General features: G+C 66.6%; 13 protein-coding genes. 5 read left to right on the forward strand and 8 right to left on the reverse strand.

From position 1 onward, the window contains the following. Positions 1 to 7: 7 nt before the first annotated feature. The gene (locus IL252_RS10345) at positions 8 to 1,342 is read right to left on the reverse strand and encodes an aminotransferase class III-fold pyridoxal phosphate-dependent enzyme (protein WP_208627936.1); all 1,335 of its coding nucleotides are present in this window, start codon (positions 1,340 to 1,342) and stop codon (positions 8 to 10) included. Between the two features lie 60 nt (positions 1,343 to 1,402). After that, entirely contained in the window at positions 1,403 to 2,671 is a 1,269-nt protein-coding gene (locus tag IL252_RS10350; RefSeq protein ID WP_208627937.1) for a DUF4010 domain-containing protein, read from the reverse strand. Between the two features lie 97 nt (positions 2,672 to 2,768). Between IL252_RS10350 and IL252_RS10355 the strand changes: the two genes are divergently transcribed. Then, positions 2,769 to 3,950, forward strand: a complete 1,182-nt coding sequence (locus IL252_RS10355) for an AI-2E family transporter (RefSeq protein WP_208627938.1) — start codon at positions 2,769 to 2,771, stop codon at positions 3,948 to 3,950. Positions 3,951 to 4,034: 84 nt separating this feature from the next. Here the strand turns inward: IL252_RS10355 and IL252_RS10360 are convergent, their stop codons facing one another. Together IL252_RS10360 and IL252_RS10365 are read right to left on the reverse strand one after the other, a co-directional pair. Continuing rightward, entirely contained in the window at positions 4,035 to 4,313 is a 279-nt protein-coding gene (locus tag IL252_RS10360) for a PadR family transcriptional regulator (protein ID WP_015763165.1), read from the reverse strand. A 459-nt stretch (positions 4,314 to 4,772) separates the two neighbouring features. Then, positions 4,773 to 4,919: a hypothetical protein gene (locus IL252_RS10365; RefSeq protein ID WP_170094198.1), complete on the reverse strand. Its 147-nt coding sequence runs from the start codon at positions 4,917 to 4,919 to the stop codon at positions 4,773 to 4,775. Between the two features lie 58 nt (positions 4,920 to 4,977). On the opposite strand from IL252_RS10365, the gene IL252_RS10370 reads away from it, so the two are divergent. Then, positions 4,978 to 5,691 (forward strand): TFIIB-type zinc ribbon-containing protein, encoded by a 714-nt coding sequence (locus IL252_RS10370; protein WP_208627939.1) that lies wholly within the window; start codon positions 4,978 to 4,980, stop codon positions 5,689 to 5,691. Position 5,692: 1 nt separating this feature from the next. Here IL252_RS10370 and IL252_RS10375 read toward each other — a convergent pair whose 3' ends face one another. The 4 genes from IL252_RS10375 to glyA form a co-directional block, all read right to left on the reverse strand. After that, entirely contained in the window at positions 5,693 to 6,166 is a 474-nt protein-coding gene (locus IL252_RS10375; protein ID WP_208627940.1) for an NUDIX domain-containing protein, read from the reverse strand. A gap of 1 nt (position 6,167) precedes the next feature. Further along, complete coding sequence (locus IL252_RS10380; protein WP_208627941.1) at positions 6,168 to 7,061, reverse strand: bifunctional methylenetetrahydrofolate dehydrogenase/methenyltetrahydrofolate cyclohydrolase; 894 nt, start codon at positions 7,059 to 7,061, stop codon at positions 6,168 to 6,170. A 72-nt stretch (positions 7,062 to 7,133) separates the two neighbouring features. Beyond that, a complete protein-coding gene (locus IL252_RS10385; protein ID WP_244257044.1) occupies positions 7,134 to 7,358 on the reverse strand; it encodes a hypothetical protein in 225 nt (74 codons plus the stop codon). Positions 7,359 to 7,530: 172 nt separating this feature from the next. Continuing rightward, positions 7,531 to 8,805, reverse strand: coding sequence for a serine hydroxymethyltransferase (gene glyA / locus IL252_RS10390; RefSeq protein WP_208627942.1), 1,275 nt, complete (start codon positions 8,803 to 8,805; stop codon positions 7,531 to 7,533). 140 nt (positions 8,806 to 8,945) lie between these two features. Here glyA and IL252_RS10395 point away from each other — a divergent pair, with 140 nt between their 5' ends. From IL252_RS10395 to IL252_RS10405, 3 genes are all read left to right on the forward strand, one after another. Continuing rightward, positions 8,946 to 11,006, forward strand: coding sequence for a hypothetical protein (locus IL252_RS10395; protein ID WP_208627943.1), 2,061 nt, complete (start codon positions 8,946 to 8,948; stop codon positions 11,004 to 11,006). A gap of 197 nt (positions 11,007 to 11,203) precedes the next feature. Further along, positions 11,204 to 12,022: a transcriptional regulator TbsP gene (locus IL252_RS10400; protein WP_153553382.1), complete on the forward strand. Its 819-nt coding sequence runs from the start codon at positions 11,204 to 11,206 to the stop codon at positions 12,020 to 12,022. Positions 12,023 to 12,055: 33 nt separating this feature from the next. After that, the gene (locus tag IL252_RS10405; protein ID WP_208627944.1) at positions 12,056 to 13,783 is read left to right on the forward strand and encodes a YcaO-like family protein; all 1,728 of its coding nucleotides are present in this window, start codon (positions 12,056 to 12,058) and stop codon (positions 13,781 to 13,783) included. Positions 13,784 to 13,817: the final 34 nt, after the last annotated feature.

Below are 13,817 nucleotides of genomic sequence, written 5' to 3' on the forward strand. Positions count from 1 at the left end.
TGTCGAATCAGGCGACCGCGTCGACCGCATCCGCGAGCAGCCCGGAGCCCAGTTCGATCTCTCGACGCGTCGAGTCCAGCGGCGGGAGCAGGCGCAGCGTCTTCCGACCGCAGCCAAGCGTCAACAGCCCGCGCTGCATGGCGGCCTCGATGACCGCTTGCCGCCGTTCCTTGCTGTCGAACTCGACGGCGAGCAAGAGCCCCTCGCCGCGCACGTCTTCCACGGCCGCCGACTGGGCCGTCGCGTCGCGGAACCGCTCGACGAACGCTCGCCCTCGCTCGACAGCGTTGTCGAGCAGATCGTACTCCTCGATGGCGTCGATGGTGAGCGCGCCCTGGGCGCACGCGAGCACGTCCCCGGCTCCCCACGTCGAAGAGAGGCGGCCCTTCTCGTCGGGGAACACGTCCTCACTGGCGATGGTCGCGCCGACACGGAGCGCCTTCGCGCTGGCGATCACGTCCGGATCGAACGGGTAGTGGTCCGAGCCCCACCACTCGCCCGTGCGCCCCAGACCGGTCTGGACCTCGTCGACGACGATCGGTACGCCGTGTCGCTCGGCGATGTCGGCGACTTCCGTCGCGAAGGCGTCGCTGGGGAACCGGTACCCTCCCTCGCCCTGGATCGGTTCGAAGATGATATAGGACACGTCGTCGGGATCGACGTGGCCGGTTTCGGGGTCGAGCATCCGCCCCAGCACCGAGCCGTCGCCCGTGAAGAAGCCACAGTCACAGCTCTCGGGCGTGCAGTGGCGGTCGTCACAGAAGGGAACGTCGTGGACCGTCGCGATCTCGGGGAACTGCCTGCGGTACACCGCCTTCGAGCGGTTGAGCGAGAGCGCTCCCAGCGTTCGACCGTGGAAGGCACCTTCGAAGGTGATCGCGTACTTGCCCCGGCGGTGGTCGTAGCTGATCTTGATGGCGTTCTCGACCGCCTCGGCACCGCTGTTCGAGAGGAAGACGGTGTCCATCCCGTAGTGACTGGAGATGTTCGTCAGGCGATCCATCAGCCCGGCCGCGCCGGGGAGATCGGAACCGGTGCCGGTCGCGTAGAAGTCCTGTCCCGCGATCTTCGTGGGCTCGACGAGGTCGAACGCCGACAGCGGATCGAGCACTTTGGGGTTGTTGTACCCCAGTGGCATCGCGCCGACGTGGCCGGTCCAGTCCATCAGGACGTTGCCGTCCACGTCGGTACAGAAGGGGCCGATCGCCGGTGCGTTGCGGTCCCAGACGAACTCGTAGACGTAGGTGCTGGGGGCTGCGTGCTCGTGGTGGTACTCGACCCACTCGCTGGCGCGTTCGCCGGGGAGATCCTCGACCGCCGGCTCGACGCTGTCACGATCCATGCTACCGAACTACACGCCCACTCGTGATAAAAGACACCGCCGGACGGTTGTCGTTCCGTCTCAGACGATCACCGCGATCGTCACCGCGGTCGCGCCGGCCAGCAGCGCGAGGCTCCAGAGCGCCACTCTGACGGCGAAGCGACGGTCCGGGCTCGCGATCGTCAGGCCGGCTTTCACCGCGATGCTGGCGGCCGTCGCCAGCAAGATGGCGATCGTCGCAGTGTTCGAGTCGACGGCACCGCCCCGGTAGAGCAACACCGCCGAGGTGGTGCCCGCGCCGCTGGAGACCAGCCCCGACAGCAACGCGGTCAGGTACAGTCCGCCGGTACCGAACTGGGCTCTCGCGACCGTGCTGGCCACCAGCACGACGAGGAAGATGCCGCCGAACACGAGCGCGTTACGGAGCGAGAACGGACTGTCGAGTTCCATCTCGACCGACTCAGTCCAGTCGGCGGCGTAGGCCGCGACGGCGACGCTCCCGACCGCGACGGCACCGAGCGGGACGATCGACTGATAGAGGATTCCTCGCTCGAACGTGAACGCGATCGCGATGACGAGATTCCGCAGCGCCATGGCGGCGTCGGCCAGCAGGATCGCCGCCAGGGCGTAGCTCGCGGCGGCCGGCCGCTGGCGGACGTGGTCGAGCATGGTCCCGACGACGGCCGTCGAGGAGGCCAGTCCGCCGAAGAAGCCGGTCACTGCGATGCCACGTCCGCCGTAGGTCTGGACGATCGCGTAGTTCGCGATGCCGATGCCCGCGACGGTGACGACGAGCAGCCACGCGACGCGCAACTCCAGTTCCAGCGAGAGCTCCGCGACCGAGACCGGGATCGGAGCGGCGGGCAACAGCGGGTAGACCACGAACGCCAGGATCGCGAACTCCGTCGCAGACCGCAACTCGGCGCGGCTGAGCCCCCCGGCGAAGCTGTGGAGTTCGCGTTTGAGCACCAGCAAGAGCGACGAGAGGATCGCGACGGTCACGCCTTCGAGGATGTACGACTGCATCACGAGCGCGCCGACGCCGTAGGCGACCAGCATCGAGACGGAGGTCGTCAGGGACAGTCCCGCCGCCTCGTCTCGGAGCCCCTCAGCCGCCAGCAACACGCCTTGGACGATGACGAGCAGGCCGCCGACCACGAGCAGGCTGTCGGCCTCGACGAGCGTGAAGACGGCACCGAGCAGGCTGAGGAGGGCGAACGTACGAATCCCGGCGGATTTCTGGGACCACTCTCGTTCGATGCCCAGGAACATCCCGAGGGCCGCCGCGAGGACGATGCGTCCCACCTCGTCGCCGACCGGACTCAGTCCGACTGTCGTCAGCGCGGTCACAGTTACTGTTTCACACGCCTGGCATAAATCTCCGCCGTCGGTCCGTGTTTCGGATCCACCCCCGACCTTTTTTTCGGGGTCCATCGAACACGGTGCCATGGTCGAGTTCGAGTTCGACGTCGACTGGCCACGAACCGCGTGGGTCGCCCTGGGGTTCGTGCTCGCCGCCGCCCTCGTCTTCGTCGCCTATCGCTTCGTCGGGACCTTCGTCTTCGGACTGTTCGTCTACTACGCGACCCGGCGGCTCTACCGTCGAGTCCGGCGACGGATCGACCAGTCGTCGGTCGCCGCGGGCGTCTCGCTGGTCGGGATGGTGCTTCCGGTGCTCCTGTTGCTTGCCTACACGCTCGTGATCGCTCTCCAGCAACTGAATCGCTTCGCCGACGAGATCGACGGTACCGAGTCCGGGAGCCAGATCGACGACCTGCTGGAGATGGCCGAGCCGTACCTGAATCTGACGGTGTTGAGCGATCCGACCGCGCTGCTGGACAACGTCGGCGGCGTCGGAACGATCACGACGACGCTCGAATCGGCGCTTGGCTACCTCGGGGTCGTCGGCACGGGACTCTTACACCTGTTCGTGATGCTCGCGCTCGCGTTCTACCTGCTCCGGGACGACCGCCGGTTCGCGGGCTGGGCCGGCCACCTGACGGCAGAGCGCACCGTCTTCGAGGAGTTCGTCGCTGCCGTCGACGAGAGCTTCGACAAGGTGTTCTACGGCAACATCCTGAACGCGATGATCACGGGACTGGTCGGTGGCATCGTGTACACGCTGCTCAACCAGATCGCGCCCCCGTCGGTCGCTATTCCGTACGCGGCACTGGTGGGCGTACTCGCCGGTGGAGCGAGTCTGATCCCCATCGTCGGAATGAAACTGGTCTACGTCCCGATGGCGGCGTATCTCGCCGTCTTGGCGGGGACCAGCGGCGAGGGATGGTGGTTCGTCGTCGCCTTCGCCGCGGTCAGTTTCGTCGTCGTCGACGTGATCCCGGACCTCCTCGTGCGGCCCTACGTCTCGGGCGGAGAACTCCACACCGGTGCGCTGATGTTCGCCTACATCCTCGGCCCGCTCATCTGGGGGTGGTACGGTATCTTCCTCGGTCCGATCGTGCTGGTGTTGGTCACGCACTTCGCACGGATCGTCCTGCCGGAACTGGTGACTGACGAACCGATTCGCGCCAGAGAAGTCGATCCGGCCGTGTTGACCGACGACGCCGACAGCGAGGGCACTGTCGACGGTGAGAGAGACGGCGACGAGGGCACACCAAGCGGAGCCTGACACTGTCGCGGACTCGCCGGTGACGAATGCCGACACTCCACAGTGCCAGTCGTATGTGACAGTGACTGACAACAGTCAGCGTCGTTACGTTACGTCCACGTACTCGTCTTCCCAGTCTCGCCGTGCCTCGATCTCTCGTCGGCCGCGTCGCGTGAGACTGTAGTAGTTCGTCCTCCGGTCGCGCTGCCCTTTCTCCACGAGTCCCTTGTCGACGAGCGTATCGAGATTCGGATACAGCCTGCCGTGGTGAATCTCTTTCTCGTAGTAATCTTCGAGTTCCTCCTTGATCGCCAGCCCGTGTGGCTCCTCTTTCCCGGCGATGACGTACAGGAGGTCTCGCTGGAATCCTGTCAGGTCGTACATCGGTAAAGTCTATCACGTATTTATTGTCGGAATCTAATAAGTATATCGGATCCGACTCGACGTTTTCGCTTCGCTTCGAAATCACGCGCTCGTGGCGACCTCTCGCCAGATCCGCCGGTGTCAGATGAGTGCGAAGGAATAGTTGTTGCACTGACGATATCGCGATCTGTCGACGTATCTCAGATACATCATACCCCGCCGTTGAACGGCGGCGTTCACGGTGCTGTCGCTCGACCGTCTCGCGTCCGTTCGCCGAGCGATAACGTCGCGACTACCGAGTTTCGAAACGAAAGTGGAAAGCGAATCAGGCGGAAGGCCCGATTCGCTTGCCGCCCTGAATTGGTCCCCGCTGACGCTTCGGCCCTCCAAAGCGAAGCGTCACTTGGTCGTGGGTCGTTGAGTAACTTAAACCTGTCGCCAGCCGCCAGATCAGGTCGCTGTACTGACCACTATCGCGAGCTACATGTGTTCTTCTTCGAGGACCCAGCCGAGTGCGCGCCGATAGTGCGTCAGCATCATCCGCACGCGGTCGTGGTTCATCTCCTCGCTGTCCAGCTGTTCACAGAGGAACTCGTACTGCTCTCTGATCGCTGCTTGCTCGCGCATACCGATCGTTCGACCCGGCGACGGAAGGAACTTGAGGCTGCCACGCCGACAGTGAGCCATGAAGGTTCGAGGCCACCGCGAGTGCAAGGCGTGTGGCAGCCGCTGGTCGTACTACGAGACGGCCAGCGTGGAGTGTCCCGACTGCGGGAGTCTCCGGAGCGTCGGCGTCGACGACCGCACGCGCCACACGAACGCCCCCGTCGAGTACGATCTGACGCCGGTGCGCGGGTCGATCGACGAGCAACCGCTCGAAGAGATCGCCACGGACGCCGCCGAGCAGTCGTCGGAGTACGTCCGTCAGCGCGGCTTCGTCGACGGCGGATCGCTGCTCGCCCTCGACGAGACCTTCGTGGCTGCGACCGAACTCGGCCACGTCGCCAGCGAGATCGCACGCACGCTCCAGCCGACCGACGCCCAGGAACTGTACTTCTTCACGCTACTCAGGGGTGCCGACGAGGGCGAGCGACCGGCTCCCCGAGAGGTGCCGTCGGAACTGCGTCCGTCCTACGGCCTGGCGATGATGGCCGCCGTCGAGGCCTACCAGCGTGATCTGCGCGCGTACCTCGACGACGAGCCCGACCCACAGGCACGGTCGCTATCCGGTCGAATACGAGACCACCGCAAACGGATCGAGGCCCTCGACGGCGACGTGGACCCGAAAGACGCCGACCGACTCGTCCACGCCGCGCGAGATCTCGGGCAGTACCTCGCGGCCGGCGACGAGAGCGCGCTCGTGACGGCCGACAACTGGCTCAACGGCGTCGAACAGTAGCTTACCGCAGTTCGTCGATCACGTCGCGGTCGACGGTCGCGGCGGGCACCTCGTCGTGCCACGCGGCGTCGGTGACAGATGCCTGCGCCGGCTCCGGCTCGCCGGCCGCTATCTCGCCGTCGTAGATCTCGAACGCGAGCGAGGCCTCGCGGTCCCCGTCGGTCAGGGTCACGTCGTTGACGGCCACCAGCCGTCCGACGGTCAGCTCCAGCCCGGTCGTCGCCGCGACGGCGTCGCGGAGGGCGGCCTCCCGTGACTGGTCACCGCCGACTTCGCCACCCGGGAGGCTCCAGCGCCCGTCTTCACAGACCAGGAGGACGCGTCCGTCGGCGTCCGTCAGGAGGGCCGCGACGGCACACTCGTAGCCGCCGTCGAGCCGTGACTTGGCGTGGTTGAACGCGTCGGGGTCCAGACGCTGGGTCGACTCGAACCGCGCCACGTCCTCGCCCACGTCGTCCGCGTGTCCCTCGGCCATCTCAGGGGAGGTCCACGTCGACGCCGTGTTGCTGGGCCGTCGCCTTCACGGTGTTGTACAGCAACATCGCACGCGTCATGGGGCCGACGCCGCCGGGGACCGGCGTGATCGCGCTCGCCTTCGCTTTGGCGCTCTCGAAGTCCACGTCGCCGACCAGCTCGTACCCCTTCTCGTTGTCGACGTCCACGCGGTTGACGCCCACGTCGATCACGGTCGTCCCCTCGGTGAGCATCTTGCCGTCGATCAGCTCCGGCACGCCCGCCGCGGCGATCACGATGTCCGCCGCACGGGTCTTGGCGGCCATGTCGTCGGTCCGGGAGTGACACACCGTCACCGTGGCGTTGCCGCCCTCGTCTTTCTGGAGCAGGAGGTTCGCCATCGGCTTGCCGACGATCTCGGAGCGACCGACGACGACGGCGTCTTTACCCTCGGGATCGACGCCGGCAGCATCGAGGAGCTTCTGGATGCCGTGGGGCGTACACGGCTTGAAGCGTGCGTTCCCGGCCACGAGGCGACCGACGTTCTCCGGGTGGAAGCCGTCCACGTCCTTAGCGGGGTCGATGTTCCGCAGGACCGTTCGATCGTCCACGTGGTCCGGGACCGGCATCTGGACGAGAACGCCGTTGACGGCCTCGTCGTCGTTGAGCTCGTCGATCGTGTCGTACAGCTCCTGGGCGTCGGCGTCGGGCGAGATCTCGATGTCCAGGGCCTCGATGCCGACCTCCTCGCAGTCGTCTTGCTTCATCGAGACGTACGTCTCGCTGGCGGGGTCGTCGCTCATCAGCACCGTCGCCAGTGCGGGCGTGACGCCCGCGTCCTCCAGCGTCGCGATCGCGTCGCCGAGGCCGTCCCGGATCTCCTGGGCGACCTCGTTGCCGTCGATAATTTCGGTCATCACCTGATGGGGGTGGCCCGCGAAACAAAAGCCCTCCTATGACAGTGTCGACACAGTCAACAGCGCCGTCGATCACGGACAGTCGCCGTCGTCGAACGCCTCGCCGTCACCACCCTGCTGTACATGTCTCGCCTGCCCGGTGTCGACGTTCACGATCCTCGCCTGGCCGCCGTAGCCATGGCTCTGGTCGTGACTTCGGACGACGACACAGGGCACGCCCTCGGACACCTCGACCGTCTCAGAGCGCGTGAACGGTGCCGTCGAGTGGGCGTGTCGTAGTTCTCTGCGCCCTCGCAAAAACGAGACCCTTCGCTACGCTCAGGCTCTCGCTACTCGCGTGTCGTTCGCTATGCTCACTCCCGCTCGCATTACAGAGGGCCGCTCCCTTCGGTCGCGCCCCTCGCTACTCGCGTGTCACCACGTTCCCGCTCGCAAAAACGAGACCCTTCGCTACGCTCAGGCTCTCGCGCTACTCGTAAACCAGCCCTTCGCTCTCCTCGCCGTAGAGGTCGAACTCGTCGGTGAGTTCGTCGACGCGCGCACTGACCTCGGCGATCACGTCCTCGTCGTCGGGTGCGTCGACGACCTCGTAGATGAGGTCCGCCACTTCCTCGCAGGCGTCCTCGTCGAAGCCCCGCGTCGTGAGGCCGGGCGTGCCCGCGCGGATGCCCGAGGGGTTGAACGCCGAGCGCGTCTCGCCGGGGACGGTGTTGGCGTTGAGGACGATGCCCGCCTCTTCGAGGGCCTCCTCGACCTCTTTGCCGGTCGTGTCCGGATGGGACGGTCGGAGGTCGATCAGGACGAGGTGGTTGTCCGTGCCGTCGGAGACCAGATCGAGGCCGTGCTCTTGCAGACGGTCGCCCAGTGCCTTCGCGTTGTCGACGGTCGCCTGTGCGTACTCCTCGAACTCCGGTTCGAGCGCTTCGCCGAAGCCGACCGCTTTGCCGGCGACGTTGTGCATCAGGGGGCCGCCCTGCATGCCGGGGAACACCGCCGAATCGATATCGTCGGCGTACGCCTCGTCGCACATGATGATGCCGCCACGCCCGGCGCGGATCGTCTTGTGCGTCGATCCGGTGACGAAGTCGGCGACGCCGACCGGCGAGGGGTGGACTCCTGCGGCGACCAGCCCGGTGATGTGTGCGATGTCCGCGAGGTGGTAGGCGTCGGCCGCGTCGGCAGCTTCCTGGATGCGCTCCCACTCGACGGTACGGGGGTACGCGGAGTAGCCCGAGACGATGATGTCGGGGTCGTACTCCTCGGCCTGTGCCCGGAGTTCGTCGTAGTCGAGGCGGCCGGTCTCGGCGTCGACCTCGTACTGCTCGACCTCGTAGACCTGGCCGGCGAAGTTCGCGGGGTGGCCGTGCGAGAGGTGGCCGCCGTGGGTCAGGTCCAGCGAGAGGATCTTGTCGCCGGGATCGAGCACCGCGAGGTAGACGCCCATGTTGGCCTGGGAACCGGAGTGTGGCTGGACGTTGACGTGGTCGGCACCGTACAGCTCCTGGGCTCGTTCGATCGCGAGTTCCTCGATCTCGTCGGCGGGCTCACAGCCGCCGTAGTAGCGTTCGCCGGGGTATCCCTCGGCGTACTTGTTCGTCAGCGCCGAGCCCTGCGCTTCGAGGACGGCCTCGCTGACGTGGTTCTCCGAGGCGATCATGGCGAGCGTGTCGTTCTGCCGGTCGACCTCGTCCGTCAGCGCGGCGGCGACGTCGGGATCGGCCGACTCCAGATGGTCGAAGTGCATACTCGAACCGTACGGTCCGGCCGTCAATAATCTACCTTTCCGGCGCGCACCTGTGGGCCGTTCACACACTGGTATCGTATGCGACACTCTGGCACGCGACCAGCAACCATTATGTAGGCGAGGCACACATACCATGCTGTATGTCTACCTGGGGGGTGACATACGCCGGAGACCGGTCGGCCGAGTCGGACGCTTCGGGGGGGTTCGAAGGGACCGATCCGGCCGGACTTCCAGCGTTGTGTGCCCAGCTGAATCGACTGAGCGAGGCGTCGTCGTCTGCGATTCCGAGAGATATCGACGAGTGCTTCGAGGGCGAGGCCGATCGGCTCTCGATCCCGTGTTCCGACGTGACGGTGACCGCACTCGATCTCGACGCCCAGTACCGTGTGACGACCCCGACGGAACTCCCCGACGGCGAGTACCTCCTCAGGTGCCGCAGTCGATCGGGGGCGTCGGCCCACGGGCCGACGAGCTACCTCCGGTTTCCGGGACCTGCGTCGGTCAAGCCGGCCGGCGAGGAGTTCGTCGTTTCGTTCTGGGAGCCGACGACGGTGACCGTCGGCGGCTCCTCCGGCAACCGGGCCGGACCGGGTCGAATCACGATCGAACCGACGCCGTCCGGACTCGCCACTGGACTGACCCACCTGGCGGCCGCCCACCACACGACCGCTCCCGTCAGGTCCCACCCGAGCTTCAGGGCACACCCGCCCTTGCTGGAGCTGGGATCGGAGACGAGCGTTCCGTCGGCCGTCGCCGCCGAGACGCCAGAGACCGGGATCGAGTTCCTGGTGCCGCCGGAACTGGATCGACTCTTCGTCGCCGCGCCGCTCGCGTACTATCTCGGCGCGACCGTCGAGGTAACCGACTGCGACGCCCCCGTGTTACGGGCCGACGACCCCTCGATTCGGTACGAGTTCGACGATCTCCCCGGCTTCCAACACCAGTGTGCGCAGCTCCTTCGACGGGCCTTCTTCCTCGACTGTCAGGCTCGCCGGGTCGCGCCCGATCGGGCGTCCAGCGCCGGACTCCAGCAGCTCCCGATCGATCTGGACGCGCTGTGCCAGCTCGACCCTGCGGCCCGTCTCGAACAGTGTCTCTCGCTGTCCGAGCGGAATCTGGACGCGCTGTTGCCCGACTGGCACCTGTCGACGTACGCCAAGCCGACGCCGGGTCGGATCACGTGTCTCCCCTTCCTGCTGGACCGACTCAGCCTCGTTTATCTCCCGCGCGCGACCGAGCTCGACCAGGACGAACTGCTCGAACAGACCCTCTCGGACGCCTACACCGCACGCGGCGAGACCGCCACGTCGGGCGTGCTCAAACCGGAGCTACAGGCTGGACAGCTCCACGCGTGGCTCGCGCCGGGAACGCCGATCCACGCGTTCAAGCCGCTCCCGAAAGCGTACCACAACCGCGGCAAGTACCGACACCGCAGCAACGACCAGCTCCAGGTCGGCGTCGTCCTCAACGACGACGCGATGTGCGAGGAACACCAGATCGTCTCCGACATCTACGAGGAGCGTGCCGCCGATCTCCCGATCGACGTGACGATCCAGTCACGGCTCGACCGCGCCGAACTGGCGGCCACGTTCGAGGCGAAAAACGACTTCGTCCACTACATCGGGCACTGCGAGGACGGCGGGCTGCGGTGTACGGACGGCACGCTCGACGTAGCCGAGATCGAGGAGTCGAACACGCAGACGTTCTTCCTCAACGCCTGTGGCTCCTACGACCAGGGGCTCTCGCTGGTCGAGCGCGGCTCGATCGCGGGCGGTGTTACCTTCAAGAAAGTGCTCGACCAGCAGGCCGCGAAGGTCGGGACCGCGTTCGCGCGGCTGCTCGTCCACGGCTTCAGCATCGAGCGGGCGCTCCAGCTCGCCCGTCGGCGGATCATGATGGGGAAAGACTACGCCGTCGTCGGCGACGGGACGTACGCGCTCTTGCCCAGTCCCAAACAGCCCGCCGTCGTCAAGATCGCCGAGACGGGAGAGCGCTACACCGTCAGCTGCGAGATGTTGACGGCTCAGTCCAACGGGGACCGGTACGACCTCCCCTTCGACGGCAGAGAGATTCTCAACGGCGACACGCTGGAGAAGACCGTGAGCGGGGCGGAGCTGCGCGAGGTCCTCGCCGCCAAGTCCCTGCCCGTGATCTACGACGGTGACTTCCACTGGTCGGAGGAACTGGTCGAGGAACTCTGATCGCCCACGGGGACGCTCCGCGCTCGGGCGTTCGTCGCTCGCCCGCCGACGTGGCCGCCCCGTCTGTCATTGTCCCCCAACCGGTACCGGCAACAATTATGTCTTGACGGCGTGGCAGTATTATCTCTGCAGACGAATTCAAGCGAAGTCGGCCAGTAAAATTAAATATGACAAAATCGTAGTAGTCTAACAGAAGCATGCGTTCGAACCTACTCGAAGACGACGTAAGAACTGTTCTGTCCGAAGCACTGGACAGCGAAGACAGTTCGCTCACAGTTGTTAATCCCTCTAGAGAAACGCTTTCGGAACTCGTCTCGGTGCTGGACGAACACGAGGATCCGCCCGCCGTCCGCCTGCTCGCGGAGAACCGCGCCCTGAAAGACGAGATGGGCGACTTCATCGTCGCGAGCACGGCCGCGGACCTGATCGAGGCCGACGTGCTGGAGCTGAAGATCCTCGACGACGTTCCGAACCACTCGCTGCTGATCGGCTCCGAGAGCGTCGTGTCGCTCATCGACGCCGGTGACGCGGTCGCCGGACTCACGTCCGACGAGGACGCGTTCCTCGACGACATCTCGTCGTTCTACGACGACGAGTGGGACCGCGCCGACAGCTACTCGCTGCGGACGCCAGCGATGTCCCGCGTGATGGACACCCTGGAGTCCGACATCGGTCCCGAGACGGCCGCAGACTTCGAGGGCGTGCTCGCCTCGCTCCAGACCGCACGCGGCGACGGCGACGGGCTCGACGAGGTGACGATCAGTCTGCTGGTCGCCGCCAAGAACGGCGAACTGCTCTACGACATCAGCAAGTGGGGCGAGGACATCGGCCTGGCGAGCAAGGCGACGTTCTCCCGCACCAAGACGACCCTCGAAGACATGGGCCTGATCGACACGGAGAAGGTGCCCATCGACGTGGGCCGGCCGCGGCTCCGGCTGATGCTTGGCGACGAGCGACTCCAGTCGGTCGACAGTGACGAGCTCGCGAGCGTCGCGCAGGGCATTATCGCCTCCTAGGCTTTTTTACCCCGACTACTGTTACTCGTCGGCATGGGTACGGTAGTGGACGTTGTGGGGAGTGGACCGGCGACGGAGAGCCTCCTCGCGACACTCGAGGACCTCGACGTGCGTATCGACCACCGGGAAGCGCCTGCCGTCGATAGCGCCGACTTCGCCGTCGTCGTCGACGAGACCGGGGCGGCGACGTTCGAGACCGCCAGCGAGCAGGCCCTCGACGCTGGGACACCCTGGATCGCGGTCGAGATCGGCGGTATCGGTGGCCAGCCGACGGTCCCGGCGTCGATCGCCGGCTTCGATCCCGACCGGGAGTGCTACGACTGCCTCCGTGGTCGCGTCGAAGCCAACACGACGGCGGCCGCCGACGGCGTCGACGAACCCGGCCCGGCGACGCGCCGTGTCGCCGGTGCGGTCGCCGGAGAGGCCGTCGCCGACTACCTCGCCGACGAACCCGGAGCGGCCGGGTCGTCGGTGCTGGGACACGTCGTCGAGTTGCCCCGTCAGAAACGTCGCTTCTTCCCGCTGCCGGGCTGTTCGTGTGGCGGCGAGCACGACACGACGATCGATCGCGCGCACGCCGCGGTCGACATCGAACAGGCGCTCGAACGCGCCGAGCGAGCGCTGGACGACCGCGTGGGGATCGTCCAGCAGGTCGGCGAGGCGGAGTCGTTCCCGGCACCGTACTACCTCGCACAGCTCACCGACACGTCGGGGTTCAGCGCTGTCACGGCCCCGCGACAGGCCGCCGGCGTCGCGGCCGACTGGGACGGGGCGTTCATGAAGGCGCTGGGGGAGTCCTACGAGCGCTACGCTGCCGGCGTGTACACGGCCGCGGAGACGACGACCGCTACGGCGGCGTCGCTGGACGACGCGGTCGCGCCCGAGGCCTTCGTCGCGCCCGACGACGCCGACGCGGACGCGAGGACCGAACTCGACTGGATCGGTGCCCGGAACCTCGCGACCGACGAGTCGGCGCTGGTGCCCGCCGAACTCGTCTTTCACCCGCCTACCGAGTCCCGCGTCCGTCCGCCCCTGACGACCGGGCTGGGTCTGGGATCGTCGGGCTGTGAGGCGCTGTTGGCCGGGCTCTACGAGGTGATCGAACGGGACGCGGCGATGCTGTCGTGGTACTCGACGTTCGAGCCGCTGGGGCTGACCGTCGACGACGACGTGTTCGGGACGCTGTACGAGCGCGCCGCGTCGGAGGGACTGACGGTGACGCCGCTGCTGCTGACACAGGACGTGGACGTGCCCGTCGTCGCCGTCGCCGTCCACCGGGACGAGTGGCCCAGCTTCGCCATCGGCTCGGCGGCCGATCTCGACCCCGAGCAGGCCGCTCTCGGCGCGCTCGAAGAGGCGCTCCAGAACTGGATGGAGCTTCGGAGCATGGGTCCCGAGCAGGCCGCGGAGGCGAGCGGCGCGATCGGTGAGTACGCCGACAAGCCAGAGCGAGCCGTCGACCTGCTGGCGTACGACCAGACCATCCCGGCCGAGGCGGTCGGTCCAGACGCCGTCGACGACGGCGAGGCCGAACTGGACGCCCTCGTCGCAGCGCTCTCGGAGGCCGGGCTGACGCCGTACGCGACGCGGACGACGACGCGGGATCTGGACGAACTCGGCTTCGAGGGCGTCCGCGTGCTGGTGCCAGAGGCCCAGCCGCTGTTCCTCGGCGACGCCTTCTTCGGCGAGCGCGCGGAGACGGTCCCGACCGAACTCGGCTTCGAGCCGCGACTCGACCGTCCACACCACCCGTTCCCCTAGATGTGCCGACGGGTGTCGATCGCGTGACCGGGTC

The sequence above is a fragment of the Halomicrobium sp. IBSBa genome (genome assembly GCF_017612575.1).
Taxonomy (GTDB): Archaea; Halobacteriota; Halobacteria; order Halobacteriales; family Haloarculaceae; genus Halomicrobium.

Excerpts from the sequence above, each read along its gene's own strand:
- IL252_RS10395 (WP_208627943.1), top strand. The coding sequence starts at position 8,946 with ATGTCTACCTGGGGGGTGACATACGCCGGAGACCGGTCGGCCGAGTCG.
- IL252_RS10345 (WP_208627936.1), bottom strand. The coding sequence starts at position 1,342 with ATGGATCGTGACAGCGTCGAGCCGGCGGTCGAGGATCTCCCCGGCGAA.
- IL252_RS10405 (WP_208627944.1), top strand. The coding sequence starts at position 12,056 with ATGGGTACGGTAGTGGACGTTGTGGGGAGTGGACCGGCGACGGAGAGC.
- IL252_RS10400 (WP_153553382.1), top strand. The coding sequence starts at position 11,204 with ATGCGTTCGAACCTACTCGAAGACGACGTAAGAACTGTTCTGTCCGAA.
- IL252_RS10370 (WP_208627939.1), top strand. The coding sequence starts at position 4,978 with ATGAAGGTTCGAGGCCACCGCGAGTGCAAGGCGTGTGGCAGCCGCTGG.
- IL252_RS10365 (WP_170094198.1), bottom strand. The coding sequence starts at position 4,919 with ATGCGCGAGCAAGCAGCGATCAGAGAGCAGTACGAGTTCCTCTGTGAA.
- glyA (WP_208627942.1), bottom strand. The coding sequence starts at position 8,805 with ATGCACTTCGACCATCTGGAGTCGGCCGATCCCGACGTCGCCGCCGCG.
- IL252_RS10355 (WP_208627938.1), top strand. The coding sequence starts at position 2,769 with ATGGTCGAGTTCGAGTTCGACGTCGACTGGCCACGAACCGCGTGGGTC.
- IL252_RS10380 (WP_208627941.1), bottom strand. The coding sequence starts at position 7,061 with ATGACCGAAATTATCGACGGCAACGAGGTCGCCCAGGAGATCCGGGAC.
- IL252_RS10360 (WP_015763165.1), bottom strand. The coding sequence starts at position 4,313 with ATGTACGACCTGACAGGATTCCAGCGAGACCTCCTGTACGTCATCGCC.
- IL252_RS10375 (WP_208627940.1), bottom strand. The coding sequence starts at position 6,166 with ATGGCCGAGGGACACGCGGACGACGTGGGCGAGGACGTGGCGCGGTTC.